General features: G+C 65.8%; 33 protein-coding genes. 11 read left to right on the plus strand and 22 right to left on the minus strand.

Annotated elements, in window-relative coordinates; translation table 11 throughout:
* Positions 1-8 precede the first annotated feature (8 nt).
* On the minus strand, positions 9-209 hold the full coding sequence (locus AC5FRZ_RS03165; RefSeq protein ID WP_170093377.1) for a DUF7561 family protein: 201 nt from the start codon (positions 207-209) through the stop codon (positions 9-11).
* A 101-nt stretch (positions 210-310) separates the two neighbouring features.
* Here AC5FRZ_RS03165 and twy1 point away from each other — a divergent pair, with 101 nt between their 5' ends.
* Complete coding sequence (gene twy1, locus AC5FRZ_RS03170) at positions 311-1,288, plus strand: 4-demethylwyosine synthase TYW1 (protein WP_493563837.1); 978 nt, start codon at positions 311-313, stop codon at positions 1,286-1,288.
* Positions 1,289-1,488: 200 nt separating this feature from the next.
* Here the strand turns inward: twy1 and AC5FRZ_RS03175 are convergent, their stop codons facing one another.
* Complete coding sequence (locus AC5FRZ_RS03175; RefSeq protein ID WP_493563838.1) at positions 1,489-2,733, minus strand: hypothetical protein; 1,245 nt, start codon at positions 2,731-2,733, stop codon at positions 1,489-1,491.
* Positions 2,734-3,130: 397 nt separating this feature from the next.
* Complete coding sequence (locus AC5FRZ_RS03180; RefSeq protein WP_493563839.1) at positions 3,131-4,390, minus strand: hypothetical protein; 1,260 nt, start codon at positions 4,388-4,390, stop codon at positions 3,131-3,133.
* A 176-nt stretch (positions 4,391-4,566) separates the two neighbouring features.
* Here AC5FRZ_RS03180 and AC5FRZ_RS03185 point away from each other — a divergent pair, with 176 nt between their 5' ends.
* Positions 4,567-5,019 (plus strand): iron-sulfur cluster assembly scaffold protein, encoded by a 453-nt coding sequence (locus AC5FRZ_RS03185; RefSeq protein WP_170093382.1) that lies wholly within the window; start codon positions 4,567-4,569, stop codon positions 5,017-5,019.
* 22 nt (positions 5,020-5,041) lie between these two features.
* Here the strand turns inward: AC5FRZ_RS03185 and AC5FRZ_RS03190 are convergent, their stop codons facing one another.
* From AC5FRZ_RS03190 to AC5FRZ_RS03215, 6 genes are all read right to left on the minus strand, one after another.
* Complete coding sequence (locus tag AC5FRZ_RS03190; RefSeq protein ID WP_493563840.1) at positions 5,042-5,593, minus strand: hypothetical protein; 552 nt, start codon at positions 5,591-5,593, stop codon at positions 5,042-5,044.
* A gap of 104 nt (positions 5,594-5,697) precedes the next feature.
* On the minus strand, positions 5,698-7,710 hold the full coding sequence (locus AC5FRZ_RS03195; RefSeq protein ID WP_493565072.1) for a heme-binding protein: 2,013 nt from the start codon (positions 7,708-7,710) through the stop codon (positions 5,698-5,700).
* A gap of 81 nt (positions 7,711-7,791) precedes the next feature.
* Positions 7,792-8,244 (minus strand): HTH domain-containing protein, encoded by a 453-nt coding sequence (locus AC5FRZ_RS03200; RefSeq protein ID WP_493563841.1) that lies wholly within the window; start codon positions 8,242-8,244, stop codon positions 7,792-7,794.
* A gap of 216 nt (positions 8,245-8,460) precedes the next feature.
* Positions 8,461-9,468: an AAA family ATPase gene (locus tag AC5FRZ_RS03205; protein WP_493563842.1), complete on the minus strand. Its 1,008-nt coding sequence runs from the start codon at positions 9,466-9,468 to the stop codon at positions 8,461-8,463.
* 180 nt (positions 9,469-9,648) lie between these two features.
* On the minus strand, positions 9,649-9,969 hold the full coding sequence (locus tag AC5FRZ_RS03210; protein WP_493563843.1) for a DUF5783 family protein: 321 nt from the start codon (positions 9,967-9,969) through the stop codon (positions 9,649-9,651).
* A 128-nt stretch (positions 9,970-10,097) separates the two neighbouring features.
* Positions 10,098-10,778, minus strand: a complete 681-nt coding sequence (locus AC5FRZ_RS03215) for a DUF502 domain-containing protein (RefSeq protein WP_170093394.1) — start codon at positions 10,776-10,778, stop codon at positions 10,098-10,100.
* 270 nt (positions 10,779-11,048) lie between these two features.
* Here AC5FRZ_RS03215 and AC5FRZ_RS03220 point away from each other — a divergent pair, with 270 nt between their 5' ends.
* Positions 11,049-12,068: a hypothetical protein gene (locus tag AC5FRZ_RS03220; RefSeq protein WP_493563844.1), complete on the plus strand. Its 1,020-nt coding sequence runs from the start codon at positions 11,049-11,051 to the stop codon at positions 12,066-12,068.
* A gap of 87 nt (positions 12,069-12,155) precedes the next feature.
* Here the strand turns inward: AC5FRZ_RS03220 and AC5FRZ_RS03225 are convergent, their stop codons facing one another.
* The 4 genes from AC5FRZ_RS03225 to AC5FRZ_RS03240 form a co-directional block, all read right to left on the minus strand.
* Entirely contained in the window at positions 12,156-13,400 is a 1,245-nt protein-coding gene (locus AC5FRZ_RS03225; protein ID WP_170093396.1) for an aminotransferase class V-fold PLP-dependent enzyme, read from the minus strand.
* Positions 13,401-13,578: 178 nt separating this feature from the next.
* The gene (locus tag AC5FRZ_RS03230) at positions 13,579-13,869 is read right to left on the minus strand and encodes a DUF424 domain-containing protein (RefSeq protein WP_015762209.1); all 291 of its coding nucleotides are present in this window, start codon (positions 13,867-13,869) and stop codon (positions 13,579-13,581) included.
* Complete coding sequence (locus AC5FRZ_RS03235; protein ID WP_493563845.1) at positions 13,866-14,642, minus strand: tetratricopeptide repeat protein; 777 nt, start codon at positions 14,640-14,642, stop codon at positions 13,866-13,868. Before AC5FRZ_RS03235 ends, AC5FRZ_RS03230 begins: the two co-directional genes overlap by 4 nt.
* A gap of 37 nt (positions 14,643-14,679) precedes the next feature.
* Positions 14,680-14,892 (minus strand): hypothetical protein, encoded by a 213-nt coding sequence (locus tag AC5FRZ_RS03240; RefSeq protein WP_170093397.1) that lies wholly within the window; start codon positions 14,890-14,892, stop codon positions 14,680-14,682.
* A 70-nt stretch (positions 14,893-14,962) separates the two neighbouring features.
* Between AC5FRZ_RS03240 and thpR the strand changes: the two genes are divergently transcribed.
* A complete protein-coding gene (thpR, locus tag AC5FRZ_RS03245; RefSeq protein ID WP_170093398.1) occupies positions 14,963-15,523 on the plus strand; it encodes an RNA 2',3'-cyclic phosphodiesterase in 561 nt (186 codons plus the stop codon).
* A gap of 8 nt (positions 15,524-15,531) precedes the next feature.
* Here thpR and AC5FRZ_RS03250 read toward each other — a convergent pair whose 3' ends face one another.
* Positions 15,532-15,798: a DUF7999 family protein gene (locus AC5FRZ_RS03250; RefSeq protein WP_493563846.1), complete on the minus strand. Its 267-nt coding sequence runs from the start codon at positions 15,796-15,798 to the stop codon at positions 15,532-15,534.
* A gap of 201 nt (positions 15,799-15,999) precedes the next feature.
* Between AC5FRZ_RS03250 and AC5FRZ_RS03255 the strand changes: the two genes are divergently transcribed.
* Positions 16,000-16,803 carry a ZIP family metal transporter gene (locus AC5FRZ_RS03255; RefSeq protein WP_170093400.1) on the plus strand — a complete coding sequence of 268 codons (804 nt, stop codon included), beginning with the start codon at positions 16,000-16,002 and terminating at the stop codon, positions 16,801-16,803.
* 68 nt (positions 16,804-16,871) lie between these two features.
* Here AC5FRZ_RS03255 and AC5FRZ_RS03260 read toward each other — a convergent pair whose 3' ends face one another.
* Complete coding sequence (locus AC5FRZ_RS03260) at positions 16,872-17,381, minus strand: hypothetical protein (protein WP_206039132.1); 510 nt, start codon at positions 17,379-17,381, stop codon at positions 16,872-16,874.
* A 153-nt stretch (positions 17,382-17,534) separates the two neighbouring features.
* Between AC5FRZ_RS03260 and AC5FRZ_RS03265 the strand changes: the two genes are divergently transcribed.
* The 6 genes from AC5FRZ_RS03265 to ftsY all read left to right on the plus strand — a co-directional run bounded on the left by AC5FRZ_RS03265 (position 17,535) and on the right by ftsY (position 20,552).
* A complete protein-coding gene (locus AC5FRZ_RS03265; protein ID WP_015762202.1) occupies positions 17,535-17,687 on the plus strand; it encodes a 50S ribosomal protein L39e in 153 nt (50 codons plus the stop codon).
* Positions 17,687-17,965: a 50S ribosomal protein L31e gene (locus AC5FRZ_RS03270; RefSeq protein ID WP_153552375.1), complete on the plus strand. Its 279-nt coding sequence runs from the start codon at positions 17,687-17,689 to the stop codon at positions 17,963-17,965. Before AC5FRZ_RS03265 ends, AC5FRZ_RS03270 begins: the two co-directional genes overlap by 1 nt.
* Before the next feature lie 3 nt (positions 17,966-17,968).
* Positions 17,969-18,634 (plus strand): translation initiation factor IF-6, encoded by a 666-nt coding sequence (locus tag AC5FRZ_RS03275; RefSeq protein WP_372479679.1) that lies wholly within the window; start codon positions 17,969-17,971, stop codon positions 18,632-18,634.
* Between the two features lie 175 nt (positions 18,635-18,809).
* A complete protein-coding gene (gene rpl18a / locus AC5FRZ_RS03280; RefSeq protein ID WP_170093402.1) occupies positions 18,810-18,983 on the plus strand; it encodes a 50S ribosomal protein L18Ae in 174 nt (57 codons plus the stop codon).
* On the plus strand, positions 18,980-19,441 hold the full coding sequence (pfdA, locus tag AC5FRZ_RS03285) for a prefoldin subunit alpha (protein ID WP_170093403.1): 462 nt from the start codon (positions 18,980-18,982) through the stop codon (positions 19,439-19,441). Before rpl18a ends, pfdA begins: the two co-directional genes overlap by 4 nt.
* 7 nt (positions 19,442-19,448) lie before the next feature.
* Positions 19,449-20,552, plus strand: coding sequence for a signal recognition particle-docking protein FtsY (gene ftsY, locus AC5FRZ_RS03290; RefSeq protein ID WP_493563847.1), 1,104 nt, complete (start codon positions 19,449-19,451; stop codon positions 20,550-20,552).
* Positions 20,553-20,598: 46 nt separating this feature from the next.
* Here ftsY and AC5FRZ_RS03295 read toward each other — a convergent pair whose 3' ends face one another.
* The 7 genes from AC5FRZ_RS03295 to AC5FRZ_RS03325 form a co-directional block, all read right to left on the minus strand.
* Positions 20,599-21,249 (minus strand): bifunctional 4-hydroxy-2-oxoglutarate aldolase/2-dehydro-3-deoxy-phosphogluconate aldolase, encoded by a 651-nt coding sequence (locus AC5FRZ_RS03295; protein ID WP_170093405.1) that lies wholly within the window; start codon positions 21,247-21,249, stop codon positions 20,599-20,601.
* A gap of 52 nt (positions 21,250-21,301) precedes the next feature.
* On the minus strand, positions 21,302-21,739 hold the full coding sequence (locus AC5FRZ_RS03300) for a RidA family protein (protein WP_493563848.1): 438 nt from the start codon (positions 21,737-21,739) through the stop codon (positions 21,302-21,304).
* Positions 21,740-21,880: 141 nt separating this feature from the next.
* The gene (locus AC5FRZ_RS03305) at positions 21,881-23,935 is read right to left on the minus strand and encodes a prolyl oligopeptidase family serine peptidase (RefSeq protein WP_493563849.1); all 2,055 of its coding nucleotides are present in this window, start codon (positions 23,933-23,935) and stop codon (positions 21,881-21,883) included.
* A gap of 96 nt (positions 23,936-24,031) precedes the next feature.
* Positions 24,032-24,403, minus strand: coding sequence for a cupin domain-containing protein (locus tag AC5FRZ_RS03310; protein ID WP_493563850.1), 372 nt, complete (start codon positions 24,401-24,403; stop codon positions 24,032-24,034).
* A 3-nt stretch (positions 24,404-24,406) separates the two neighbouring features.
* Complete coding sequence (locus AC5FRZ_RS03315) at positions 24,407-24,835, minus strand: type II toxin-antitoxin system VapC family toxin (protein ID WP_493563851.1); 429 nt, start codon at positions 24,833-24,835, stop codon at positions 24,407-24,409.
* Positions 24,835-25,083: an AbrB/MazE/SpoVT family DNA-binding domain-containing protein gene (locus AC5FRZ_RS03320; RefSeq protein WP_153552382.1), complete on the minus strand. Its 249-nt coding sequence runs from the start codon at positions 25,081-25,083 to the stop codon at positions 24,835-24,837. Before AC5FRZ_RS03320 ends, AC5FRZ_RS03315 begins: the two co-directional genes overlap by 1 nt.
* 81 nt (positions 25,084-25,164) lie before the next feature.
* The gene (locus AC5FRZ_RS03325; RefSeq protein WP_372479676.1) at positions 25,165-26,043 is read right to left on the minus strand and encodes a hypothetical protein; all 879 of its coding nucleotides are present in this window, start codon (positions 26,041-26,043) and stop codon (positions 25,165-25,167) included.
* Positions 26,044-26,094 lie beyond the last annotated feature (51 nt).

The following is a 26,094-nucleotide window of genomic DNA, read 5'->3' on the forward strand; positions in this document are numbered from 1 at the left end:
TGCCGTGGTTACAGCGCCGCCACGTCCTCGGCGGTCACGTCCTCGTCGGGGAGCCGGTCGATACAGTCGAAACAGAGGAAGTGCTCGGTGTCGTCGACGAGTTCCAGCGTGATGCCGCCGGTCGGCGTGTGCTCCTGGGTCCAGATGTTGGCGATGCCACCGGCGATGGTCACTTCGACGCCACAGCCGTCACAGGGCTGGGTTGCCATAGCTCCCCTTCGGCCGGCAGAGTGGAAAACGCGTCGGTGACGCCGCCTCGAACGGCTGTGGACGGAAGGATGTTTCAGGCTCCCGGTCTATCGGCTCTACAATGAGCGAATCGGACGGGCCAAAGCAGGTCGACGACCCGGACTACCACAGCGAGAATCACACTGCGGCACAGACCTGTGGCTGGACGGCGAACTCTTTACGCGGCGAGGGGAAGTGTTACAAGTACATCTTCTACGGCATCGAGTCCCACCGCTGCATCCAGATGACCCCCGTCGTGAAGTGCAACGAACGCTGCGTCTTCTGCTGGCGGGACCACGCCGGCCACGCCTACGAACTGGGCGACGTGGAGTGGGACGATCCGTCGGCGGTCGCCGACGCCTCGCTGGAACTCCAGAAGAAACTCCTCTCGGGCTTTGGCGGCAACGAGAAGGTCCCTCGCGAGCGCTTCGAGGAGGCCATGGAGCCTCGTCACGTCGCCATCTCGCTAGACGGCGAGCCGTCGCTGTACCCGTACCTGCCCGAACTCATCGAGGAGTTCCACGACCGGGACATCACGACCTTCCTCGTCTCCAACGGCACGAACCCCGACGTGCTGGCCGAGTGTGATCCGACACAGCTGTACGTCTCCGTCGACGCGCCGGACCGCAAGACCTTCGACGACACGGTCAAGGCCGTCGAGGACGGCGCGTGGGACTCGTTGATCGACACGCTGGACGTGCTGGCCGACAAAGACGACACCCGGACCGTGATCCGGACGACGCTGGTGAAGGGCCACAACATGCACCACCCCGCCTGGTACGCCGCGATGTGCCAGCGCGCCGACGCCGACTACGTCGAGATGAAGGCCTACATGCACGTCGGCCACTCCCGTGGCCGTCTGGATCGGGACTCGATGCCCAGCCACGACGAAGTTCGGGCGTTCACCGAGCGGGTCGGCCAGTTCCTCCCCGAGCACGACACCCTGAAAGAGGTCGAGGAGTCCCACGTGACGCTGCTGGCCCGCGAGGAAGAGACCTGGGTGCCGAAACTGGAGAAGGGCAGCGAGTTCTGGGAGCGGGATCCGGTGGTGAGTTACTGAGCTGGTGGCGTTTTTCGCCCACGTTTTCGCCGAGTGAGGAACGAACGAGGCGAAAAGGTGGTCTCGGGAGCGGGATCCGGTGGTGAGTTACTGAGCTGGTGGCGTTTTTCGCCCACGTTTTCGCCGAGTGAGGACCGAACGAGGCGAAACGGTGGTCTCTGGAGCGGGATCCGGTGGTGAGTTACTGACGCTGCGTTCGGTCAGTCCTCGCCGCCCCACTGCCACTGGGCACGCTCGGCCTTCGTTTCGAGCGCGTCGATCCTATCCGCGAAGCTGTCGCCGGCCTCGGGATGTGCGTCCGAGAGCTGCTCGGCCCGTCGGAGGCGTTCGAGCGCTCGCTCGTAGTAGTAGTCGGCGTCTGCGTGTCCCTCGCCCCGGTCGTCGCCCTGGGCTGCCAGTTCGGCGGCCGCCGTCGCGAGCGCGTCGACGCAGCGATCGACTACCCAGACCAGCTGGAACCGAACCATCGCCTCGGTCACGCCCGCGGCGGCCGTCCACCCGGCGGCCGCTGCGGCCCTGTAGCGGTCGAGTGCGTCCTCCCAGGCGTCGACCCTCTCTGGGGGCGTCGCCGCATCGAGTCCGTCCCGACAGCGCTGCTCTGCGCGCTCCAGAAACGTCGTCGCGAGCTCGTCGTGGGTCTCACGGAGCGCTTCGAAGCGGTTCTCGACGTCGTCGGTCTCGCTGGCCTCGTCGAGTGACTCGCCGGCTGCGACCAGTGTCTCGAAGGCGGTTTCGTAGTCGCCGTCCTCGTGGGCGCTGCGAGCTGCTTCGAGTCGCGTCTCGACCTCGTCGGCCGTCGCCACCGCACAGAGTCGGTCCAGCTCGTCCTCGACGGGCTCGATCTGTGCCCGCATCGCCGCCGTCGGCGCGTCGTCCGCCTGGGTCGCACAGTGGTAGGCCTTCGAGAGCCGGGCGCGTGCGTGCTGTCGGTGACGGTCGACGGCGTCCGACGCCTCGATCGCCTCGCGCAGCGCGTCGAGGCCGGCCCGTGCGTCGTCGAGTGCCGTCGCCAGCTCGGACCAGCACGAGCCGACGCGGTCGACGTACGCCTCGGCGGCCGCGGCCTGTTCGGCGTCGACCGGGCGGAAGACGACGGACTCCGTCGGAGTCCGGACGGTCAGTGTCGTCCGTAGCAGTCCGTCGTCGAGCGCCGACCGGGAGACTGCACCGAGGGCGAGGGTCAGCGCCGCCGTCGTCGGCTCGTCGCCCAGCAGCGCGTACAGCCGGTGGTCTGTCACGACCAGGTACGCGCCGTGGCCGTCGTCGGGCTCGATGCTCGTCGGTTGCCCGTCGACCGTGTGTTCGATCGCGCTGGTGCTTGCCAGGACGTACTGTGCGGCTTCCTCGTCCCCGAGGAGCGATTCGAGCGGCCCGGTACCGAGCTCCGCGATCGTCGTTTCCCCCCGGACGGTCTCCCTCGAAAGTTCGCTGATTCGGTCGAGCATTGAGTGGCCCCCGCAGTACAGTCCCGCTGCTGTCCGATTATAACTATCGATCCAGTAGATAAAATTCAGAATATTTTACCGACAACAATGGACCGTCATAGAACTCTTCACAAGGTGACTATTTTTCGGCGTTGATTGACTAAATACGCTGCTCAGTAATCCTGCGCATCGACCTTTTTCTGCGTCGGGTTTCCTCACTCGCTGCGCTCGTTGCGGGAACCGCTCCTCGAAAAACGTCGGTGAAAAAGGCCGACGGCTCGACCACTGGTCTCGCCGTCGGTGAACTGCGCTCGCTTCGCTCGCGCAGATGCTGGTGATCCGTGTATCGCCTGCATTGAGCGATTCGAGAGGGCAGAAGACGGGTGTGCCAACCGTTCTATGACTCCCTATACGATGATTACTCGGCTCCGCCCCACTGCCACGCTCCGAGTTCGATCTTCTCTTCGATGTCGTCGAGTCGCTCCGTCGAGACCGGCGCGGTCGCGTACGTGTGCTGGCTCGCGAGCTCCCGTGCGCGGGTGAGCTGTCGTTTGGCTCGTTCGTAGCGGTCGGTCGCCTCGTCGCTGTCGTCGATCTCGTCGCCCTCGGCTTCGAGCGCGTCGCCGTAGTCGATGTGGGCGTCGATCAGGCGCTGGGTCACCCACGCAAGCTGGAACTCGAGGGCCTCGGCGCTGACGCTCGCCTCGCCGTCCCAGTCTGCAGAGAGCGCGGCCCGGTAGCGCTGGCGTGCTTCCCGCCAGGCGTCGACCGCGTCTGCGGGATCGTCCGTCGACTGCCCGCGGTGGCAGGCCGCCGTCGCGTCCTCGAAGGTCATCTGCACGAGCTCGTCGTAGGTCGATCCCAGTTCGTTGATCGCTTCGAGGACGCCGCCGTCGGTGACGGCCTTGCGTCCGTCGGCGATCGTCGAGTGAGCCCGGGCGAGGGTTTCGAAGGCCGTCTCGTGGTCGCCCTCGACCTTGGCCTGGCGGGCCTCGGCCAGCAGCGACTCGATTTGCTCGGTGTCGATGGCCACACAGAGCTGGTCGAGTTGCGTCTCGACGGGTTCGATCAGCTCCGTCATGCGCTCTGTGGGCGCGTCGTCGTCGTGGGTGGCAGCGTGGTGTGCGTTCGAGATGTAGGATCTGGCACCCTGGACGAGTCGTGAGGTCTCCTCGCCGCTGGCGAGTCGCTGTTCGATCTCCTCGATCGTCTTCCGTGCGTCCGTCAGCGCGGCGTCGAACTCTCCCCAGGCGGTGGCCATCCGTTCGATGTAGTCGGTGACCGTCGCCCCCTGATCGGCGTCTTTGGGCGTGAACCGGACGGAGCCGTCGGCGATTTTGACCAGTATCGTCGCGTTGAGGAGCCCGCTGTTGAACTCCGCACTCGTGATCTCTGCGTGTGGGAAGGTCACCTCGGCCGTCTCCGGGTCGTCGCCGAGCACGAAGTAGACGCGACGGTCCGTGACTACCATGTACGCCGTGTGGCCGCCGCTTGGCTCGATCGACGTCGAGCGCCCGTTGGTCGTGTGATCGAGCCCACCGTTCCCGGCGACGACGTGTTGCAGTGTCTCCCCCTCTCCCAGCAGCGACGCCAGCGGCCCACCATCGAGTTCGTCGGCCGACGGCGTCTCACCGTTCGACAGCGACTTATTCGACAGCTCACTGATTCGATCGAACATCGAAGTTCCTTGCGAACTATTAACAACGCTGTTGCAATTATAATCTTCGGTGATCGTCCGTGAAAGTCTGTCGCCGTATCGACAGATACGACGGCTTCGACGGGCGACCTGGGGCGCTCGGGACTGTGTCGGCCCCGGAACCCTTTTAGCCGGGACTCCCCTACTCGCCTCCAACAATGGGTCTTGGCGGCTCCGATATGTACCGACAGCAGATCCTCGATCACTACAAGAGTCCTCGCAACTACGGGGAGATCGAGGAGCCAACGTTCACCCACGTCGGCGAGAATCCGATGTGTGGCGACACCATCGAGATGGACGTCGTCCTTGACGACGCCGAGGAGACGATCGAACGGGTGGCGTTCCGGGGGGACGGCTGTGCCATCTCCCAGGCCTCGGCCTCGATGCTCTCCGAACAGCTCCACGGTATGTCCGTCGAAGCACTCGACGAGATGGACCGCGACGACATCGTCGACATGCTCGGCGTCGAGATCTCTCCGATGCGGGTCAAGTGTGCCGTGCTGGCCGAGAAGGTCGCACAGGACGGCGCGGACATCTACTTCGGCGAACTCGACGTGGAAAAGACCAGAACCGAAGAGGACGACGCCGACGTGCCCGACGACGCCCAGTAGCACTCGATTCTCCATCGCCTCGCTACAGGTAACTCACTTCGCTCTCCTCGACGAACACCGGGACGTGGCGGGTGTGTTCCCGCCCGTCGAACGCGATCGTCGCGGAGACGGTCGCCGGCGTCACCCCCACTAGTCGCTCGACGGAGAGGTTCGGCTCGCTGACGACCGCTCCGTCGCGGTTGCGCGTCGTCGTCGCCGAGACAGTGATCGCCAGCCCGAAGGACACACCGCGGACTCCCTTTCCGATGCCCGTCGGTTCACCGTCGACGTGATCCGCGATCGCCGGGAGCACCACCTCCGAGCCCACGCTGGCACAGCGCCGGTTCGCCCACAGTACGAACGGCTCCGACCGGGACTCGATCGGTCCGTCGCTCCCGACCAGCGTCGGATAGCGGATCGTGTCGCGGTCGGCGTCGTACGTGATCGACTCGTCGGTGATCGTCCGCGTCACCGAGACGGGATCGCCGCGACCGCGCCGCGCGCCGTCGATCAGGCGCGGTCGATGGGCCGCGAAACCACTGGCCGCGGCGAGGCCGCCGCCGGTCAGTGCCGCGAGGAAGCAACGTCGGTACATACACAGTCGATCTGGCCGACGCGTCGAAATAGTTCCCGTCGCTCAAAACGCCGTCAGAGCGACGGCGATCAAAAAGCGGCCACTCGTGTCACTCGTGGCCGTTCTCAGGCCAGGAAGACGTGGCGCGGGCGATCTGCGAGGACCGTCCGCCCCCACTGGACGGTTTCGGCGAACTCGTCGGACCGGAAGAACGCCATCGCGTCTTCCTTGCTGTCCCACTGGCTCGCGATGAACATGTCGTTCTCGTCGTCGCGGTTCGCAAGCAGCGTCGTCTCTCGGTGGCCGTCCATCTCGTCGAGTAGCTCGCCGACCTCGTCGAAGGTCTCGACGAACTCCTCGCGGTGGTCCGGCTCGACGGTGTAGAACATCCCCATCGTACCGAAGCCGTCGCCCTCGTCGGGGCGACCGACGATCCCCGGGAGATCGGTGAGGAAGCCACTCGCCGTGTCGGCGGCGCTCTGGGTCTCCCAGAGGCTGACGACGGCCGCTCGGGGCTGGTTGGCGTCCGCCGTCGCGGCGTCGAGGGGCTCGCCGGCCTCGTAGACCGCAGTGCCCTCGTGTGTGTCGTAGTGATCGAAGCTCTCCGTGAGTTCGGTCACTTCGGTAGACAGCGTCTCGGGGTCGGCCTCGGAGTACAGCACCAGCGCGAACACGTCCTCTCCGTTCGGCTGCCCGGCGTAGACGTTTGCGTCGGCGAGCTGTTGCTGGATCTCTTCGCTGGAGTTCGCCGTCGTCGGCTCGGGCTCGTCGTCCGCGCCGTCGCCGAGGTGGCCCCCGTAGGTGTCGTCGACGCCGGACACGTCGCCCAGGAACCCGGCGGCGGTCTCGGCGGCTTCCTGTGCGGTCCAGATGCTGACGACGGCGGCCCGACCGCTCTGGGCGCGCACGGTCGTCGCAACGTGGCGGTCGTAGTGGTCGAAGCTCTCCCGGAGGTCGGCGACCTCGTCGGCCAGCGCCTCGGCGTCGCTCTCCGAGTAGAACAGCAGTCCGTAGTCGCCGGCGTCGTAGTCCTCGCCCTCGGACAGCCCCATCGTGGCGAGTCGCTGGGTGAGGTCGTCGACGTCCTCGTACGTGGTCTCACCCGGCGACGGGCGGCCACCGCTCCCGGGGTGGCCGTCGTCGTCGGTCTCGCTCGCGTCGTCCTGGTTGGCCACGTCGCCGCCGTCGTGTGGGTGGTCGCCCTCGGCGGAGCTGCCCGGATGGACGCCGCCGTGACTGCCCGCGTCGCCGGACTGGCCGGCCGTCGCGGTCTCGCGGGTCCCGGGATGGTCTCCGTCGGCGGGCCGGGCGTGTCCGTCGGTCGTCGCTCCCGGTGCGTTCGTGCCCTCGGCCGGAACGGGCTGGCCGTTCATCATCGCCGGCAGGTCCGACGGCGCGAACCGGCGACCGACGTAGAAGCGCCCGAAGTCGGCGAACTTCGACGTCGAAGGGTCGAAGCGCATCTGCGTGAGCAGGTCCTTGACGTGGGTCATGTCGTCGCTCCAGAGCGTGATCCCCCACTCGTGGTCGTCGAACCCGATCGAGCCGGCGATCATCTGCTCGACCTTGCCGCCGTACTGACGGCCGATGTCACCGTGGCGCTTGATGTGTTCGGCCCGCTCGGCGAAGGGCAGGTCGTACCAGTTCTGGTCCGGCTCGCGACGCTTGCTCATCGGGTAGAAGCAGACGAACTCCTCGTCGGGGATGTCGGGGTGCAGACGGGCCTGGATGTACTGTGCCAGCCCGGAGTCGTCGTCGACCTCGCCCTCGAAGTACTCGCGGGCCTTCTCGGTGTAGCCCGAGGCCTCCGTCACGGAGACGTAGGAGGTGGCCTGCTCTGTGTAGCGGGCGAACTCGGTCTGCTCGAACTGCCGCTCGGCGGCGTCCAGGTCGGCCATCGTCGGCCGCAGGTGCAGAATCATGAGGTCGGCCTTGTCGCCCAGCACGGTGTAGACCGCAGACTGGCCCTCCGAACTGTCCTCGACAGCCTCGAAGTACTCCAGGTAGTCGATCCCGTCGGTCAGCGCTCGATCCCGGTCTCGCTCGGGGGCCGCCCGCCAGGCGTCCCAGTCGACGTGGCGCAGGTCGTGCAACACGTACCAGCCCTCTTCGGTCTGTGGCGGCTCTCGTTTCATGATCGTAGCTACTGCTTCGATCCTAAGGAAGCTTCCCATGTCGAGCGACGGGTGGTCGACACCAGCCTCTGTGTGGCCCGCTATTTAGAGGTTCGAGACGGCTTCGCCAGACTCGATCCGGTCGAGTGCGTCCTCGACGCGGTGGTGGGTCTGGCCGTCACAGGCCGGATAGATCCCCGCGATCTCGCCGTCCTCGCGGACGACCAGACAGATCACCGGGAGGTAGAGCACGTCCGAGTCCGCGGTCTCGTGGCCCGTCGCGTGACGGAAGGCCGGCTGCAACGAGATCCCCGTTCCCTCGACGGCGTCGAGCAGTTCCTCGACGATCATCGGACAGGAGGTTCCCTCGTTGCCGTCTGTCCCCGGTGTACAGACGCGCGTGCTCCACCACTCGCGGGTCACCTCTTCGACGAGTCCCCGGTCGGACAGCGCTTCCAGCCGTGCGACCACCTCCCGTTGGCGTTGCTGGGCCGCGTCCGGCGCGAACCGTCGCATGCAGAGCTGGACGGTGCTGACACCGGTTGACATCTGACTCATATCACCGAGTACTACTGGTACTCAGATGAAAAGTGTTGCTGATAGTGTAAATATTGAACTACTTTTGGAGATGCACGACGCACGCCGGTCGGTCCGGTCTCCCGGCCGACCACCGCCGCTCACCCCTCTGTCTGTGCTATAGTAGCCATTGAAATTCAATGCACACCCGATCGCACGACAGCAGTGCGATCGGTGTGTAAATCGTTTCAATTGTTACTATAGTTCGCCGATCTCGGCCAGCAGATGGGAGACGTGGATCCGGTCGCTCGTCCCTTCGACGAGGTCGGCGTCGATCCGGCCGGCGATCCGGTGGATCTCGGCGACGCGGTCGCCCGAGTAGCGAGCCCGAACGACTTCGAGTACGTCTTCGAGTACGTCCCCGCCGCTGTGGCCCTCGTCGACGAGCAGGTCGTCGAGGGTCGCACGCGCGTCGGTGAACTCACCGGCCTCGGCGGCCGCGATCATCGACTCGACCTGGTCGTCGGCCTCGACGGCGTTGAGGGCCTCGTAGGCGGTGTTCATCGTGATCTCGCCCGCCTGCTCGTGGGTGGTCTGGGCGGCCAGCACCGCCTGCCGGAGATCGCCGTCGGCGTAGCCGGCGACGTACTCCAGTCCGTCCGCGTCGTAGTCGACCCCCTCTCTCTCGACGACTCGTTCGAGCGCGCCGACGGTCTCCTCGTGGGTCGGCGCACGCATCACGATCGGGAAACACCGCGAGCGGATCGGCGGGATCAGCGCGGAGGGCTGGCGAGTCGCGATCACGAACTGCGTCGCCTCGTAGTACTGCTCCATCACGCGACGCAGCGCCTGCTGGAAGTCCTCTCGCATCCCTTCGGCGTTGTCCAGCAGGATCGTCTTGTACGAGCCCGACATCGGCGTGTAGCTCGCCGACTCCTTGAGGACGTGGTTGATCAGGTCAGCCTTCGAGGAGTCACGTCGGCGCTTCGAGTCGATAAACGACGAAAACCGGGGGTCGTTGGCGACTTCCTTCTTGGTCAGATCGAACACGTCGGCGACGTTGATCTCGACGAGGTCGGCGTCGGGGTTCTCGTGGGTCTCCTCGGCCAGCGCCCGCACGGCCGCGGTCTTGCCCGACCCGATCGGTCCGTGAACGAGGAGGTTCATCGGCTCCTCGATCGCGCCCTGGAGGTGCTCGCGGGCCTGTGGCTGGGGAATGTCTGCGAGCGATGGGGCGTGTTTCTCGGTCCACAGCGGTGCGTCCATCGAATCGTCGTTGGCCGGCGACGGGTATGGATTTTCCGGATCTCGGAAGCGGCGAGGCGTGGTCGCCGTTCGAATGTCCGGAGACCCCTCGCTTCGCTCGGGCTCTCGCTATCTCGCGGGTCGTTCCTCTCCGCTCGATTGTCCGGCGAGGCATCGCTCCCGGTGGTCGCGATGCCTCGCCTACCCCTCGAACCCGAAGACCTCCCGATGCTGGGACTCCAGTTCCTCGACGTACCGTTCCAGGACGGTCGCCAGTTTCTCGTCGTCGACGACGATCGCGGTCAGGCGCTCGGTCGGGTCCTCGGGGAGGTCGATCCCGAACTCGCCGTCGCCCTCGTAGACCGGCTCGGACTCGTTGAGGATCTGCTGGTCGATGGCGTGGATCAGTTCGGAGTCGTAGCGGTCGTTCATCACCTCGAAGGCCTGCTTGTAGGCCTTCTGTAGCTCGGTGAAGTAGTGCTCGTACTTGTCCTCGAACTTCTCGGGATCGAACGCAGCCATACCTGAGGCAAGCCGCCGACGCTACTAGTCGGCATCGAATCCGCTCGCCGAAACGGCCACACTGCACCAGCCAGCGATTGGTCACGAAGTCAACCCCCGCCAGGCTCACGTGTCCGTGGTTGCGGTCGTCACCTGGAGTTCACGTCATTCTGGGCGACGACAGCGTCGTCGCCCGGTGTCGCCGGGATCGACTTCGGCTCGCCGTCTTCGGTGACGCCGGTCGTCACGAGCAGGCGCAGGCCTGCCTTGACGCTCATGTCCGTCTCGTGGAGATCGCTCTCGGGAACGAGCGCGAGACGCCCGCCGGTGGGATTCGGGCTGTTGGGGAAGTAGACGTTGTACACCGATTCCCCACCGAAGGCGTCTACGTCGACCGGGCTGTCGCCGGTGACGAGACCGATGGAGTAGATCCCGTCGCGGGGGTACTCCACGAGGACGACGCTCTCGTAGGCCTCGTCGCGGTCGACGAGCGAGTTGGCGACCTGGCGGACGCTGGTGTAGATCGTGTTCACGAGCGGCACGACGTTGACGATCCGCCCCACGTTGCCGAACAGCTGCCGGCCGGCGTTGCGCTGTGCGAGCGAGCCGAGCAGGACCACCGCGACGAGGACGGCACCGATCGCGACGAACTGGGCCAGCAGCTGGTCGTCGCCGGTGTAGCTCGCCAGTCGCGTACTGGCGACGATCGGTTCCACGAGCTGGAGCGTCCAGTTGGCGAGTGTCCGTACGACGTAGACGGTCACGACCAGCGGCGCGACGAGGATCAGGCCGGCGACGAAACTGCGCCGCAGCCGGTCACTCAGGCTCATACTCTGTGATTTACGACACTCGGCAAAAAGGTAGCGCCACTCGCCGCGCCGTGCCCACGCACTCGGGAGGCCCGGAGCGACACAGTATCAGCACCGATAATTTGACGGCGTGTCTTATGTTCCGTTAGTCGCCTCCTTCTACTCGTATGCGTATCGCTCTGTCGACCCGCTTACTCGCTCGGGCGGCGACAGGACCCATCTACCGTCGGCGGCCGAAGCACGGCATCCCATGTAGCAGTATCGGCTCTGATACCTGCTGGGTGGTGGGCGATGGCTAGCCGGCCACGAGGCGCTCGCCGTCGCCTCGCCGCGCTCGCCGACGCCGTGAGCGTGGGGCCGATCCACGTCGTCACCGCCCTGCTGGTCGTCGCGGCGGTCGCCAGCGGCACACTGGCGGTGTCGGTCAGCGACGACGAGACGCAGGTTCGGCCTGCCGGCGGTGCGACGGTGGCCGAGCGGCTGGTCGACGCCGACGACGCCGAAACCGAGGGGGCCGCGGCTCGCCGACAGAGCGTCGGCGGTGCGACCGAGTCCGACGGTCCGACCGCGTCGGTGAACGCGACGGACTCCGACGCAGACGGACTGGTCGACGAGCGGGAACGCCGCCTTGGAACGGACCCGACGGATCCCGACACGGACGGTGACGGTATCCCCGACGGTGCCGAGGTCGACGACGCGCTGTACCCCGACGCCGACCCGCTCGAACACGACATCTACGTCGAGGTCGACGCGACTGGGGAGAATCAGCTGAGCGAGGCCGCGGTCGACCTGATCGAGCGGACGTTCGCGGACGCGCCCGTCGAGAACCCGAGCGGTGAGTCGGGGATCGACATGCACGTGTTCGTCGACGACGGGGGACTCGAAAGCAACGCCACCGTCTACTCTACCGACAGACCCGGACCGCGCGACGACATGTACGACTTCCGCGAGGACTACTTCGACGCCAGCGGCTCGGCGTACTACTACGTCGTCCTGGCCGACGACGTGGCCTACGACGGACAGCCCCGCTACGTCGGTGCCGGCCGACCCGGTATCGTCGCGATGCAGACCTTCGACGCGCCGAAACTCACCGCGTCGCTGTTCATGCACGAACTGGGACACGCCTTCGGACTCGACGGCCGGGCCGAAGGCGTCGACAGCAAGACGTACTCCACCGAGGAGTACGACAGCGTCATGAACTACAACGGGCTGTACGACCAGCTCGATTACTCGAACGGCACGGACGGCCTCGGCCGCGACGAGTGGCAGTACGTCGCCCGAGAGCGCCACCAGCCCGGTGACGACCGCTGACGCTGATCTCGGGCCAGCCGCCGCCGTCGCCCACGGAGCGTGGCACCTCGCTCGCGGGACCGCGCCTCCGGCGCGGATGCTCGTCCGCTATGCGAACAGTTCGCGGGCCTGATCGAGCGCGTCGACCAGCGCGTCGACCTCCTCGCGCGTGTTATAGATGTAGAAGGAGGCCCGCGTCGACGCGGAGACGCCGAGCTTGTCGTGTAGCGGCTGCGTACAGTGGTCGCCCGCGCGGACAGCGACGCCGTTGGCGTTGAGAATCTCCGAGACGTCGTGGGCGTGAATGTCGTCGAGCGTGAACGAGACCAGCGCGGCCCGTTCGTCGCCGCCCGGCCCCAGAATCTCGACGTCGTCGAACGCCTGGAGGCGGTCGTAGGCGTACGACGCCAGCTCCGTGCCGTGGCGGTGGACGCGTTCCATCCCGATCTCGTCGAGGTAGTCACAGGCTTCGGCGAGTGCGATCCCCTCGCTGATGACCGGCGTGCCGGCCTCGAACTTCCAGGGGAGTTCGTGCCACGTCGAGTCCTCGAACGAGACCTTCTCGATCATCATGCCTCCGTAGAGGTACGGCTGCATCGCGTCGAGCAGGTGCTCTTTGCCGTAGAGGACGCCGACGCCGGTCGGACCACACATCTTGTGGCCAGAGAAGGCGAAGAAGTCCGCGTCGATGGCCTCCACGTCGACGGGCATGTGTGGCACCGACTGCGCCCCGTCGACGAAGATCAGCGAGTCGTGGTCGTGGGCGACGTCGGCCAGTTCGGCGACGGGGTTGACGGTCCCCAGCGTGTTCGAGACGTGGACGACGCTGACCATCTCGGTGTCGTCGGTGATCAGCTCGCGAGCGTGGTCCATGTCGAGGCGTCCGTCCTCGTCGACCTCGACGAACTTCACTGTCGCACCGGTCTTCTTGGCGATCTGTTGCCAGGTCACGAGCGCGGCGTGGTGCTCCATCTCCGTGAGGACGATCTCGTCGCCGGGGCCCAGCTCTGCCAGTCCCCACGCGTAGGCGACCGTGTTCATCGACTCCGTCGTGTTCTTCGTGAACACGACCTCTTTGCGCCCGCCGCTGGCCCCGATGAACTCCGCGACCCGGTCGTGGGCCTCCTCGTAGGCGATCGAGGCCTCCTGACTCAGCTGGTGGAGGCCGCGGTGGACGTTGGCGTTGTAGTGTCGGTAGTAGTGGCTGATCGAGTCGATGACCTGGTCGGGCGTCTGGCTCGTCGCCGCGTTGTCGAGGTACACGAGCGGCGTTCCGTCGAACTCCCGGTCGAGGATCGGGAACTCGTCCCGGATGGACTCGACGTCGAGGGCCTCTGTCTCACTGTGGCTCATTACCTGTAACGTAGGCTCGGACGGGGAACTTTCCTTCGGTTCGTCGGCTCGTTGCCAGGTCGCTCCCGCTGGTCGTCACTGTTTCGAGGCGTCCATGACTCCGGACGCGCATGACGCCCAGACGGACGGCCACCAGTACGAGCCGCCGTCGATCACCCACTCGACGATCTCTGTCCCGTCACATCCAGAGCAGTTGTGCGTGGCGCGTCCCGTCGATGTCCAGCACGTTCTCCTCGTCGATGAACCCGTGTTCGACCGCCAGCGTGACGGTCTCGGTGCCAACGAGGTTGGCGACGGTACACTGCGAGAGGCTGTCGAGGACGGTCTGCTCGTCGACTTCCTCGCCGTCGTAGAACCCCTCGTCGACGGTCAGCGAGATCTCGCCGTCGTCGAAGGTCTCGCCGATGATGTCGGGATCGCACACGGAGACCAGCGTCCCTTCGTCGGTCTCGCGTTCGTTGAGGATCATTCGAGCAGTTCTTGTTCGGCCTCTTCGCGCATCTCTTCGGCTTCTTCGACCAGTTTCTCGGCGCGCTCGAACTCTTCCATCTCCTCCAGTGCGCGGGCCTTCTCTTCGAGGATGTCGGGGTTGCGAAAGCCGAGGCGGGTGGCGTTGTCGAAGGCGTCGACGGCGTCCTCGGCCAGCCCACGCTCCAGCAGGAAGAAGCCGCGGTTGTACCAGGCTTCGGCGAAGCGCGGGTCGATCTCGACCGCTCGCTCGGCGTGTTCCAGCGCCTGTTCGGTCCGCCCGGACTCCCACAGCGCGTACGCGAGGTTCGTCTCGGCCGTGGCCGCGTGCTCGTTGCTCGCGCTCGGCGCGTCGTCCCCGGGGGCACCGCCAGCGTCGCTCTCTTCCTCGACGTTGAGGGCTTCCCGGTAGGCACCGATGGCGGCGTCCCACTCTTCCATCTCGGCGTGGGCCGCGCCCTTGTTGGTCCAGGCCTCCTGTTCGATCCGCTCGTCGTCGGCGAAGCGAGCGGCTCGTTCGAAGGTCTCGGCGGCCTGTTCGTGGCGGTTGATGTGGACGTACGAGACGCCCACGTCGAGCAGTTCCTCGGCGTCGACCGCGTCGGTCGGGACGTTCTGCTCGTCGAGGATGTCGGTGACGACTCGGGAGTCGACGGGATCGACCTTGTCCGTGTCGACGGCCAGTTCGGGCGGATCGATGTCGAACCCTTCGTAGGGCTCGTCGAACCCCTGCCCGGAGGAGAACTCGTGGTCGTCGCGCTCTCGATCAGTCATACACCGGGGTTGGCGGTCAGGATGGTTAAGGGCTACGTCACTCGCCGTCCGCGGCGGTCGCGTCGGACTCGACGGCGTCTGGCGGAACGTAGACGGCACTCACAGCGAGGTACAGGAGACCGCCGACGACGAGGAGCGCGGCGATGGGGATGTCTTCCGAACTGACAGCGCCGACCAGGAGTCCCACGGCGACCACGACGACCGCCGTACAGCGACGGACGGTCCGTTGCAGGGCGGCAGCGTCTTCCATATCGGTCCCTGTGCGCCGGGCGAAATAGTGGTTGTGGAAGACTCAAGTCGGCGACGCACGATCGTTCGGTATGAGCAAGCGACTGTTCGTCAGTGTCGGACTGGACGGGCTGTCCGAGGCGGTCGCCACAGTCCAGGAACCCTTCGTCGACGCCAGCGGCCTGAACCACGTCGACCCGGAGCAGGCCCACGTCACCCTGCAGTTCCTCGGCGAGACGGAGTCCCACCGTGTCGACGAACTCGTCGAGGAGCTACACGCCGCCGTCGCCGACAGCGGCGTCGATCCGTTCACCGCCAGCTTCGAGGGGCTCGGCGTCTTCCCGAGTCTGGACTACATCAACGTCGTGTGGCTGGGCGTCGAGGACGGCAGCGAGCAGCTGACCCGCCTCCACGACGCGATCGAGGACCGGACCACCGCGATGGGGTTCGAACCGTCCGACCACGAGTTCACGCCACACGTCACGCTCGCCCGCATGAACCACGCCGGTGACAAGGAACTGGTCCAGGATCTCGTTCGCGAGCGCAATCCGACTGTGGGGACGCGCCACGTCGAGGAGATCAGACTGACAGAGAGCGTCCACACCGACGCGGGGCCGCTGTACTCGACGGTCGCGTCGGTGCCGCTGTCGTGACCGGCCGATCAGGGACCCAGCCCGAGTGGTGCGCCCGGCTTGATCCGGGTTGCGATCCACTCTTCGCCCGCCGAGTCGGCCGGCGCGAGTGCGAGCCGGACCGTGGTGCCGACCGGCCGCGCCGCCAGCTTCTCGCGGACCAGCGCGTCGGCGTAGTCGACCACGTGGTGGGTGGTAGTCGTGCCGGTCTCCCGGACCGTCACCGAGCCGTCGTCGCCGACCGCACTCTCGATAACGAACGTCTTTTCACTATTTACTGACTTCACCGTGGACATGTTTCTGAATTCCACTAATTCCTGTATAAGCGTTCCCCAAAAGGTGGTTAGAACAGTTCGATGTGTTATACCGTTGCCCGCCAGTACAAGGACGATGTGACAATCGAAGGTGTACTAGGACTTCCCCGTCCCCCGATTTAGGGCTCCCAAAAACATCGGATTAGTGATAGTTTTTATCCCGTCGTATCTGCAAGGGTCGATATGGGCCTCGTCGAGAATCTCGTGTTGGTCTTCGTCGCTGGATTGCTCACGGCGCTGGCCACGGGACTCGGTGCGATCCCGTTTTTCGTCGTCGACGACTTCAGCGACCGCTGGAACGTCGCGCTGTGGGGCGTCGCGTCCGGGATCATGGTCTCGGCGTCGCTGTTCGGACTCGTCCGAGAAGGATTAGCCTACGGATCGTCGATCCTGCTGGTGCCCGGACTGCTGGCGGGGGTCGTGCTCGTGGTCGTCGGTCACCGCGTGGTCGACTCTTACGACCACCACCCCGAGGCGTTCGAAGAAGCCGACTTCAAGAAGCTCGTCCTCATCCTCGGGGTGTTGACGATCCACAGCTTCCCGGAGGGCGTCGCCGTCGGCGTGAGCTTCGCCGAACTGGGGCTTGCCGGCGCGGAGACCGTCACCGTCCTCGGCCTCGGACTCCCGGTGCTCGCGGTGTTCATGACCGTCGCTATCTCGATCCACAACGTCCCCGAGGGCGTCGCCATCTCGATCCCGCTGCGGACGCTGGGGGTCAGCGAGTGGAAGATGGTGTGGTGGGCCGTCTTCTCGTCGCTACCCCAGCCCATCGGTGCGGTCATCGCCTTCGCGTTCGTCCGACTGGCACGGGAGTTTCTGCCCTTCGGCTTCGGCTTCGCGGCCGGAGCGATGGTGTATCTCGTCGTCACGGAGTTCGTCCCAGAGGCCCTCGAATACGGGCGTGATCTCCCCGACGGCGGCCGGAGGGAACTCGTCACCGGAGCGGTTGCCGGCGTCCTCTTGATGGTGCCACTGGCGTTCGTCTGAGACGGACTGTTGTCGCTGTTTTGCCGGTCGACCCACGACAGCGGGGGACGCGATTTCGGAGCGGCCGCCTAGATGCGATTCTTGACGACTTCGAGGTCGACGAACGCGCTGAGGGGGTCCCCGTACTCGTCGACGCGGTTCTCCATCCGATAGTTCGAGTGGTCGACGACGAAGTAGTAGGGGCCGGCCACGTCGAGTGACTCCCGTGCGCCGTTCTGGGTCGACGCCTCGTAGGTCGACCCGTCGTCCGACTTCGGGACCGCGGCCTTGCTGAACTCCTCGTGGCCGCTCGGGGTCTCGGTGGGCTCCTCGTCTTTGACGTACGCGTCGTAGTGCTCGTACTGGTCTTCGCCCACGAACAGATACACGTCGAAGCGCCGGTCGTCCGACCGGACCGTATACGAGACGGCACCGCCGGTGTCGGACACGTCCGGTATCTTCTCGACCCAGCCGCTACCGGGCTCGACGCGGACGCTCTTTTGAACGCTCACGATCGCTTCTCCGCCCAGTCCCAGACAACCGGTGGCTCCGAGCGACACTGCGACGCCGGTAGAACGCAGAAAGCTCCGCCTTTTCATTACTGATACTATCACGATCACAACAGCATAATACTGTCTGGCCAGTTTCCATCTCTGATAACTCCCGGCACAGCGTCGTGGTCGTCGACGGTGTTGCCAAGGCTGGCCGAAAAGAACACACATTTAAGCTACGGCGCGGAAGGGACGCACATCATGAGCAACAAATCGAAAGCCCAGAAGAAGCGCCTGGCAAAGCTCGACCGCCAGAACAGCCGCATCCCCGCGTGGGTCATGCTCAAGACCGACCGCGATGTCCAGCGCAACCACAAGCGTCGCAACTGGCGGCGAGGCAACACTGACGAATAATGAGCGCTAACGACTTCGAGGAACGGGTCGTCACCGTTCCGCTCCGCGACGCAGACGCCGAAGCGAACCACAAGAAAGCAGACAAGGCGATGTCCATCGTCCGCGAACACCTCGCGAAGCACTTCGCCGTCGACGAGGACGCCGTCCGCCTGGACCCATCGATCAACGAAGCGATCTGGGAACGCGGTCGTTCGAACCCGCCGAGCAAGCTCCGCGTACGCGCCGCCCGATTCGACGAAGAGGGCGAGAGCGTCGTGGAAGCCGAGACTGCAGAGTAAATCTTGCTCCGCGCGGCCTTCTCGGGTTCGTCGTACGTCGGTGTCTTCGCACGGGCGACGGACGACTGTCTGCTGGTTCGCCCCGACATCGAGCAGTCGCTACAGGACGCACTCGGTGCCGAACTCGACGTGCCGGTCGTCCCGACCAACGTCGGCGGCTCCGGCACCGTCGGCGCACTCGCGACCGGCAACGAGAACGGACTCCTCGTCTCCAGTCGCGTTCGCGACCGCGAGGTCGATCGGATCACCGACGCCGTCGATCTCCCGGTCTACGAACTCCCCGGCCGGATCAACGCCGCCGGGAACGTCGTACTCTGTAACGACACCGGTGCGTACGTCCACGCGAAGCTCTCGGACGACGCCGTCTCGGTCGTCGAGGACGCACTCGACGTGCCGGTCGAGCGCGGGACGCTCGCAGATGTCGAGACCGTCGGGACCGCCGCCGTCGCGACGAACCGCGGCGTCCTCTGTCACCCCAAGTCGACAGACCCGGAGCTCGACGCTCTCGAAGCGCTCCTGGGCGTGCCCGCCGACATCGGGACGATCAACTACGGCGGACCGCTGGTGGGCTCTGGCCTGCTGGCAAACACCAACGGCTACGTCGTCGGCAACGACACGTCCGGTCCAGAGTTGGGTCGGATCGAAGACGCACTTGGCTACATCGACTAGTTTCCCGTCGTCGGCGATTCGTTCCGTGTTCTCTCGGTGGCGCTCTCGCCACACAGTTCTCGTACGTACTACCAGTATCGACGAACGCCGCACGCTGGGCGCGAATCGATCGGCGACGCCCGTTCGCTGTCGCGCAAGGAGAAGATACTTCCCTATCCCCGCCGCATCCAGAGTCATGAGTGAATTCACGGTCACCGGGACGTTCGAATCCCGCGACGGCCCACAAGACTTCGAGAAGACGGTCGAAGCACCGAACGAGAACGTCGCGCGAGACCGAGCGTTCGCCGCCTTCGGCTCGGAGCACGGCCTCAAGCGCACACAGGTCGAGATCAGCGAGGTGGCACAATGATGGGCGGTGGCGGCGGTGGCGGCGGCCAGATGCAGCAGATTCAACAGGAGATCGAGCAGATCGAACAGGAGCAGGAAGCCATCGAAGAGGAGATCGAGTCCCTGCGCAACGAGCAGACCGAGATCGACGAGGCCATCGAGGCCATCGAGACGCTCGACAGCGGCGACACGGTGCAGGTCCCGCTGGGTGGCGACGCCTACCTCCGTGCCGAGATCCAGGACATCGACGAGGTCATCGTCTCGCTCGGTGGCGGCTACGCCGCAGAGCGCGCGGAAGCCGGTGCCATCGACAGCCTCGAGACGAAGAAAGACACTATCGACGACCGCATCGAGGACCTCGAATCCGACATCGCCGAGCTCGAAACCGAGGCCGAGAAGATGCAACAGCAGGCCCAACAGATGCAACAACAGCAGATGCAGCAGATGATGCAACAGCAGGAAGAAGGCGACGACGAGTAAGGGGCCGATGTTCGACGGACTGAAAGACAAGCTCGGTAGCTTCACCTCCGATGTCGAGGAAGACGTCGACGACGAGGCACAGGAGGCCATCGAGGAAGACGCTGCCGAGGCAGACAGCGCGGCTCCCGAGAGCGATGCCGAACAGACGGACGCCGCTCTCTCGGCAGACGCGGACACAGCGGACGCTCAGGCAGCCGACGCGGACGATGCGTCGGACGACGACGGCCGCGGCCTGACCGAGAAAGCCAAGATCTTCGCGTCGGGCAAGTCGATCATCGACGAGGAAGACCTCCAGGGCCACCTCGACGATCTGGAGCTTGCTCTGCTCTCAAGCGACGTGGAGATGGGCGTCGCCGGAGAGATCCTCTCAGGCGTCGAGGCGAACCTCGTCGGCGAGACGCGTCGTCGTCTCTCCAGTACGGGGAATCTCGTCCGCGACGCGCTCCGCGAGTCGCTGTACGACGTGATCAGCGTCGGGCAGTTCGACTTCGAGCAGCGGATTCGCGAGGCCGACAAGCCGGTCGTCATCATCTTCACCGGCGTCAACGGCGTCGGAAAGACGACGACGATCGCCAAGCTCTCGGAGCGACTCGAACGGCAGGGGCTCTCGACCGTGCTCGCGAACGGCGACACCTACCGTGCGGGTGCGAACGAGCAACTTCAGAAGCACGCCGACAACCTCGGCCGGACGCTGATCTCCCACGAGCAGGGGTCCGATCCCGCAGCGGTGATCTACGACGCCGTCGAGTACGCCGAGGCGAACGACACCGACGTGGTGCTTGGCGACACCGCGGGGCGACTCCACACCTCGGACGACCTGATGGCCCAACTGGAGAAGATCGACCGCGTGATCGATCCGGACATGACCGTCTTCGTCGACGAGGCCGTCGCGGGACAGGACGCCGTCAACCGGGCCCGCGAGTTCGACGAGGCCGCCGAGATCGACGGCGCGGTGTTGACGAAAGCAGACGCCGATCCCCAGGGTGGGGCGGCGATCTCGATCGCACACGTCACCGGGAAACCGATCCTCTTCCTGGGCACCGGCCAGGAGTACGACGATCTCGAACGGTTCGATCCGGAGGAAGTCGTCGACCGACTGCTCGACGCCTGAGTACGCGCCTCCGTTTTTCGCGATCTCCGACGCGAACTGTCGCCGATCAGTTCCGGGCGTCCTCGACAGCCTGAACGAACTCCGCGGCCTGTTCGCGGACCCCGTCCATGTCGCCGGCCTCGATGGCATCGTAGTTCACCAGCGCAGAGCCGGCACCGACCGCGACCGCACCGGCGTCGAAGTAGTCGGCGACGTTGTCGGCCGAGACGCCGCCGGTCGGCATGATCGGCACGTCTCCGAGCGGGCCCTGGAGTGCGCCGATGTGGCTCGGGCCGACGGTCTTGGCGGGGAACATCTTCAGGATGTCCGCCCCGGCGGCCATCGCCGCGTCGGCTTCGGTGGGGGTCATGACGCCGGGGATGGCGACGACGCTCTCGCGATTACAGACCTCGATGACCTCCTCGTTGAGGTTCGGGGCCAGCACGAACTCCGCGCCGGCCTCGATGACGTTGCGCGCTGCGGCGGCGTCCATCACGGTGCCCGCACCGATGACCGCATCCGTCCCTTCGAGCGCGCGGTCGACCTTTGCGATCATCTCGCTGCAGCGCTTGGCGTCGGCGGTCAGTTCCAGCGCCGTCACGCCGCCCGCGTGGATCGCTTCGGCCACGTCGACGATGTCGTCTTCGGGGATGTCGCGCATGACTGCGGTGACGCCGCTGTCGACGATGCTGTCCACGACTGCCTGTTTGTTCGTCATGGGCGAGGCTGCGTGGGGCGGTGACTAAAAGGATGTACACTCGGGGCGGCCCTCACTCCGGGAGCACCGTCTCGACGTCCCACGACTCTTCGGGCACGAAGGCAGTCGCCTCGATCTCTACGTCGGCGTCGTCGTGGACGAGCGAGGCCACGCCGACCATCGTCGCCGCCGGGTACTCGGGGGCGTCGAAGTACTCACGTCGGAGGGCGTGGAGTTCCCCTCGGTTCTCGTCGGTGAGCTGTTCGTCTCGCACGTAGAAGCGGAGGCGCGTGACGTCTGCCATCGCTCCGTCCAGGTCCTCACAGACGACCTCCTCGATCACTTCGAACGCCCCGCGCGCCTGTTCGCCGACCGATCCGGTCGGGTGGACGAGACCGGACAGCTCCAGGGTCGTGCCGCCGGGCCGTTCCGTCGCGACGCCGATCGACATCGCGGGATCGGAGCCGTCTGCGAGTTCGCCCAGTTCCGGGCCGAGGTGGATCTTGCGCATACCGAAAAGCGTCGTCTGCAAGGTTCCTAACGGTTCCGTGGCCGTGTGATGGGTTCACGTGGTCGTCGTACCGACCCGCTCTTCGACGGGGGAATCACCGGATCGGTCTTCGGTAGACTCGCCGCCCACACCACGTCACGTTCACCGGTCTCTCTCGTGGTCCACGTGCAGCCGGTCGTACAGGAACCCCCACTTGTCGCACTGCTCGTCGACCACCTGCGAGACGGGCTTCCCGATACCGTGGCCCGTCGCGCCGTACGTTTTCAGGAGAGCGAGGCTCTCCCCGGCCCGGGCCTGCATCCTCGCGGCCATCTTCCGTGCGTGGAAGGGGTCGACCCGGGTGTCTCCCGTGGCCGTGGTGAACAGCGTCTCCGGGTACGCGCGTTCCTCGACGTTGTGGTACGGCGAGTACTCGCGCAGCCACTCGTAGTCGGTCGCCGACTCGGGGTCGCCGTACTCACCCGTCCACGACGCGCCCAGCAGCGATGTGTGAAAGCGGAGCATGTCGAGCAGCGGTACTTCACAGACGGCCGCGGCGAACAACTCCGGTCGCTGGGTGATCGTCGCTCCGACGGTGAGCCCGCCGTTCGAGCCCCCGTGGCAGGCCAACCGGTCGGGGTGGGTCCACCCGCGGTCGACGAGGTGTTCCGCCGCCGCGGCGAAGTCGTCGAACGTCCGCTGTTTCGTCTCGCGTCGGGCCGCGTGGTGCCACTCCTCGCCGAACTCGCCGCCGCCCCGCAGGTTCGCCACCGCCAGCACGCCACCATCTTCCAGGAAGGGAACCGCGTACTGCCGGAACTCCGGCGAGAGACTGATGTCGAAGCCGCCGTACCCGTACAGCACTGCCGGGTTCGATCCGTCGGGCGTGACGTCTTCGCGGTGGACGACGAACGCCGGCACCGACGTGCCGTCGGCCGACTCGAACCACTCCTGTTCGACTGCGAGCGGTGCTTGCACGTCGACGGCCGGTCGATCGATCACCTCGAAGCCGCCGTCGGCGTCGATCCGGCAGCTCGACTGCGGGTGATCGAACGACTGGTAGGTCGCGAAGACGGCGTCACGGTCGACCCGAGGTTCGAGGTGATCGATCGACCCCTTCCCCGGGAGGTCCACGCCTCGGAGGGTGTTTCCGTCGCGATCCATGACCACCAGCTCGGAGACGACGTCCCGTGTCCGGGAGACGAATAGCCGCGTGTCAGTCACTGCGATCGCGTCGACCGTCGCCGACTCGTCTTCGGGGACGATGGTCTCGAGTGCCTCGACACCGGCTTCCCCGGCACCGAGATCGAGCCGTGCGACCCGGTGGTTCGGTGCTTCGTGGGTGGTCCGGAGGTACAGGTCGTCACCGACCAGTTCGGGGTCGAACTGTGCGTCTACGTCCTCGATCAGTGGTTCGAGGGCCACCGTCTCTCCCGCCGCGTGGGCGTCACGCACCCTCTCGTGGTCGAGGGAGTAGAGGTCGCTCCGGTCCCAGGTCCCGAACCGGACGACGACGTGATCGCTCCCCGAATCGGTGACGACGCTCGGCCAGACCTGGTCGGGGAACTCGTCGTGCACGACGAGATCCGTCGCCGGATCGGTCCCGAGAGCGTGGTAGCGCAGTTCCTTGTCGAGCTGGCCGCCGTCGTCCGCGCCGCCGGTGACAGTGTAGTAGAACCCGTCGCCCTTCCAGGCGCCCGCTTCGAGGCTCGACCGTCCCATTCCTTCGAGGACCTCGACGTCTTCGCCGGTCGCGAGGTCGAACACGTGGACGTCGTAGTTCTCCTGGCCGCCCTCGTCGACGCCGTAGGCGACGAGATCGCCGTCCGGACCTGGGGTGTACCAGTTCAGCGACACCGAGCCGTCGTCGCTCCACCCGTCGGGATCGAGCAGCGTCCGGCGCTCGTCGTCCAAAGTCGATCGACAGGTGAGGACCGCGTGGTCCTGCTCGGGCCCGCGAACCCGCTGGAAGAGTCGCTCTCCGGCCGGGACGATCGGTTCGTACTCGACGGTGCTGGCGAGCGTCTCCATCCGCGGGCGGAGCGCCTCGCGGACGGGCATCTTCGCGAGATGTCCGTCGGCGTACTCGTTCTGAGCCGTGACCCACTCCGCGACTGCGTCGTCGTCACCGTCCTCGAGCCAGCGATACGGATCGTCGATCGTGTCGCCGTGCAACGTGTAGGGATCGCTGCTACGGGGCGTCTCCGGCGGGTGCATGGCTCGACTTCCCCGGCCATTAAAAAGTCGTTTGGGGTCACTGCAGCGACCGCCCGTTTTCGTCGAACGCTCCACGGAGGACGCCAGCCCCGACCCTCACTCTTCCGCCTCGTAGGGGATCGCCGGATCGGTCTTGGGCGCGCCCGTCCCCATCACGGTCACGTCGCCGTCGGCCTCGGCGGGGTTGTACGCCCGGTGGGGGCTCTCGGGCTCGGCCACGAACACCTCGCCTTCCGGGACGACGAACTCCTCGTCGGGCGTCTCGACGTGGAGCGTCCCCGAGAGCACGACGAAGGCCTCCTCGCGCTGGCGGTGTGCGTGGTAGACACGGGGTAGTTGCTCGCCGGGGGCCATGGTGTACCGGGCGAGGTGGAGCAGCGACGTGTCCGCCTGGTCGGAGACCGCTCGTCGGTCACAGGGGTAGTCCGGCGTCGCGTCGAGCTCGTCGGGGTCGATCTGGTGGTACATGAGTTAGCTGTGTGGATCGTGTGGTGTGTCGAGACGGGTGAGTTCGTCCACAGCGTCGAAGTCGTCGTCGAAGCTGTAGACGTATTCGATGCCGGTCCGTCGCATGTAGGCCACGAGTATCGCGTCCGTCAGCGAGAGTCCGTCGTACTGTCGGAACAGTGAGCGACCACCGTCGAAGTCGGTCCTGGTCGTCTCGTCGAGTTCGAAGTCTGTGCTCGCCTGGAGCGCGTCGAGCGTTTCGATCGCGGTCTCGTTGCCGACCCGCGTGTGCAGGTAGTTCAGCCTCTCTGTGAGGACGTGCTCCGGGATTCGTCCCGTCGGCAGGGTCCCGGCCTTGATGGCCGCCGTGATCGCGCGACCGTCCTCGTGGTGCCGGTCGTTCGCGATCCGGGCCGCGATGAGGACGTTCGAGTCGACGAGCGCAGTCGCCATCAGTAGTCTCCGGCGACTGCGTCGTGGTCGGCGGCGGCGTCTGTGGGTTCCTCGGCTTCGACGGGATCGAGATCCGAGAACGCCCCGCGACGGCGTTCGACGATCTCGACGCTCAATTCGCCGTCGTCCGTGACGCGCCAGCGGAGTCTGTCGCCAGCCTCCAGTCCGAGTTCGTCCCGGACGCTCGCCGGCACCGTCACGGAGTAACTGTCGTTGACCGTCGTCTCGTCCTCCGTGGTGTTGGACATGCCTATCGATTGACGATGTGCCCGAATAAATTTGCTGGGTAATTACCACAGTCGCCGGTGACACTCGGGTGACGGCACGACTCACTGGCCCGTCAGCCGTCGATACACGTTCGTCCGGACCCGATAGGCCAGAATAGTGGCGAGGAGTAGCGCGCAAACGGTCGACAGACCGGGATAGACGAGCCCGCCGGCCGCTCCGAAGGGGATTCCGACGGCACTGAGGACGAACAGTGCCGGTACTGTTGCCAGAGAGAGCCCGAACACGGACAGGACGAGCAGCGTGACGAACTCTGAGGCCCGGTCCCCGCCGTCGTACCGAGCGTTCAGGCCTGCACAGACTGCCGCGCCGGCCACTGCGAGACCGATCGTCGCCGGCCCAGCGTCAACGCTGACGTTCCGAGCAGGAGAGCGCAGCAGGTACTCCGTGTAGATCGCGAACCCGACGAGCCCGAGACAGAGTCCAACGAGAGCGCCCTGGACAGCACCGAGAAGTACGTTCCGGTACTGTTCGTACCACCCGGGATCGGTTCGATAGCCCAGCACGTCGGCGATCAAAAGGACGAACAGGGAGGTCAGGGACGGCAGCAGAAACCACGGCACGGTGTACAGTCCGTCACCGAGTACACTCTGGTAGAGCAGTGTCGGGACGATCGCGAGCGCCCAACCGGCGAAGAGGGCGCCGGTGAACCGTATCCGCCGCTGGTGGGCGTCGGTGGTCGTTATCCCACGGTCGGTCCGCAGCCACGAGTACCCGGCGACACCGCCGACGAGCAGTGCAGGGAACGTCGCTAACTGAAGGACGAACACCCACTGGGGCGGCAGGAAGGCCTCGGAGGTCGCCCTGTAGTAGTTCCTGACCGCACTCGCGGCACTGTCGACGACGAACGAGCAGCACAGTCCCCACTGGAGAGCCGCGACGAGGCTCTGCCTTCGCTCCGAGGGCGGCGATTCAGTCGGCATATTTCCGCCCCGAATTCGACTGATATAAGTGCTGTGGAACTGCCGAGGGCT

The organism is Halomicrobium sp. HArcht1-1 (assembly GCF_058933285.1).

Bases quoted from the DNA above. Each gene is read 5' to 3' on its own strand.
- AC5FRZ_RS03315 (WP_493563851.1), bottom strand. From the start codon at position 24,835: ATGGCGACTGCGCTCGTCGACTCGAACGTCCTCATCGCGGCCCGGATC.
- AC5FRZ_RS03210 (WP_493563843.1), bottom strand. From the start codon at position 9,969: ATGGCTGCGTTCGATCCCGAGAAGTTCGAGGACAAGTACGAGCACTAC.
- AC5FRZ_RS03205 (WP_493563842.1), bottom strand. From the start codon at position 9,468: ATGGACGCACCGCTGTGGACCGAGAAACACGCCCCATCGCTCGCAGAC.
- AC5FRZ_RS03180 (WP_493563839.1), bottom strand. From the start codon at position 4,390: ATGTTCGATCGAATCAGTGAGCTGTCGAATAAGTCGCTGTCGAACGGT.
- AC5FRZ_RS03240 (WP_170093397.1), bottom strand. From the start codon at position 14,892: ATGGAAGACGCTGCCGCCCTGCAACGGACCGTCCGTCGCTGTACGGCG.
- thpR (WP_170093398.1), top strand. From the start codon at position 14,963: ATGAGCAAGCGACTGTTCGTCAGTGTCGGACTGGACGGGCTGTCCGAG.
- AC5FRZ_RS03190 (WP_493563840.1), bottom strand. From the start codon at position 5,593: ATGTACCGACGTTGCTTCCTCGCGGCACTGACCGGCGGCGGCCTCGCC.
- AC5FRZ_RS03260 (WP_206039132.1), bottom strand. From the start codon at position 17,381: ATGAAAAGGCGGAGCTTTCTGCGTTCTACCGGCGTCGCAGTGTCGCTC.
- AC5FRZ_RS03305 (WP_493563849.1), bottom strand. From the start codon at position 23,935: ATGCACCCGCCGGAGACGCCCCGTAGCAGCGATCCCTACACGTTGCAC.
- AC5FRZ_RS03225 (WP_170093396.1), bottom strand. From the start codon at position 13,400: ATGAGCCACAGTGAGACAGAGGCCCTCGACGTCGAGTCCATCCGGGAC.
- AC5FRZ_RS03250 (WP_493563846.1), bottom strand. From the start codon at position 15,798: ATGTCCACGGTGAAGTCAGTAAATAGTGAAAAGACGTTCGTTATCGAG.
- AC5FRZ_RS03165 (WP_170093377.1), bottom strand. From the start codon at position 209: ATGGCAACCCAGCCCTGTGACGGCTGTGGCGTCGAAGTGACCATCGCC.
- AC5FRZ_RS03185 (WP_170093382.1), top strand. From the start codon at position 4,567: ATGGGTCTTGGCGGCTCCGATATGTACCGACAGCAGATCCTCGATCAC.
- rpl18a (WP_170093402.1), top strand. From the start codon at position 18,810: ATGAGTGAATTCACGGTCACCGGGACGTTCGAATCCCGCGACGGCCCA.
- AC5FRZ_RS03200 (WP_493563841.1), bottom strand. From the start codon at position 8,244: ATGAGTCAGATGTCAACCGGTGTCAGCACCGTCCAGCTCTGCATGCGA.
- AC5FRZ_RS03235 (WP_493563845.1), bottom strand. From the start codon at position 14,642: ATGACTGATCGAGAGCGCGACGACCACGAGTTCTCCTCCGGGCAGGGG.
- AC5FRZ_RS03255 (WP_170093400.1), top strand. From the start codon at position 16,000: ATGGGCCTCGTCGAGAATCTCGTGTTGGTCTTCGTCGCTGGATTGCTC.
- AC5FRZ_RS03270 (WP_153552375.1), top strand. From the start codon at position 17,687: ATGAGCGCTAACGACTTCGAGGAACGGGTCGTCACCGTTCCGCTCCGC.
- AC5FRZ_RS03175 (WP_493563838.1), bottom strand. From the start codon at position 2,733: ATGCTCGACCGAATCAGCGAACTTTCGAGGGAGACCGTCCGGGGGGAA.
- AC5FRZ_RS03325 (WP_372479676.1), bottom strand. From the start codon at position 26,043: ATGCCGACTGAATCGCCGCCCTCGGAGCGAAGGCAGAGCCTCGTCGCG.
- AC5FRZ_RS03295 (WP_170093405.1), bottom strand. From the start codon at position 21,249: ATGACGAACAAACAGGCAGTCGTGGACAGCATCGTCGACAGCGGCGTC.
- AC5FRZ_RS03310 (WP_493563850.1), bottom strand. From the start codon at position 24,403: ATGTACCACCAGATCGACCCCGACGAGCTCGACGCGACGCCGGACTAC.
- AC5FRZ_RS03230 (WP_015762209.1), bottom strand. From the start codon at position 13,869: ATGATCCTCAACGAACGCGAGACCGACGAAGGGACGCTGGTCTCCGTG.
- AC5FRZ_RS03265 (WP_015762202.1), top strand. From the start codon at position 17,535: ATGAGCAACAAATCGAAAGCCCAGAAGAAGCGCCTGGCAAAGCTCGAC.
- AC5FRZ_RS03300 (WP_493563848.1), bottom strand. From the start codon at position 21,739: ATGCGCAAGATCCACCTCGGCCCGGAACTGGGCGAACTCGCAGACGGC.
- pfdA (WP_170093403.1), top strand. From the start codon at position 18,980: ATGATGGGCGGTGGCGGCGGTGGCGGCGGCCAGATGCAGCAGATTCAA.
- AC5FRZ_RS03320 (WP_153552382.1), bottom strand. From the start codon at position 25,083: ATGTCCAACACCACGGAGGACGAGACGACGGTCAACGACAGTTACTCC.
- AC5FRZ_RS03220 (WP_493563844.1), top strand. From the start codon at position 11,049: ATGGCTAGCCGGCCACGAGGCGCTCGCCGTCGCCTCGCCGCGCTCGCC.
- ftsY (WP_493563847.1), top strand. From the start codon at position 19,449: ATGTTCGACGGACTGAAAGACAAGCTCGGTAGCTTCACCTCCGATGTC.
- twy1 (WP_493563837.1), top strand. From the start codon at position 311: ATGAGCGAATCGGACGGGCCAAAGCAGGTCGACGACCCGGACTACCAC.
- AC5FRZ_RS03215 (WP_170093394.1), bottom strand. From the start codon at position 10,778: ATGAGCCTGAGTGACCGGCTGCGGCGCAGTTTCGTCGCCGGCCTGATC.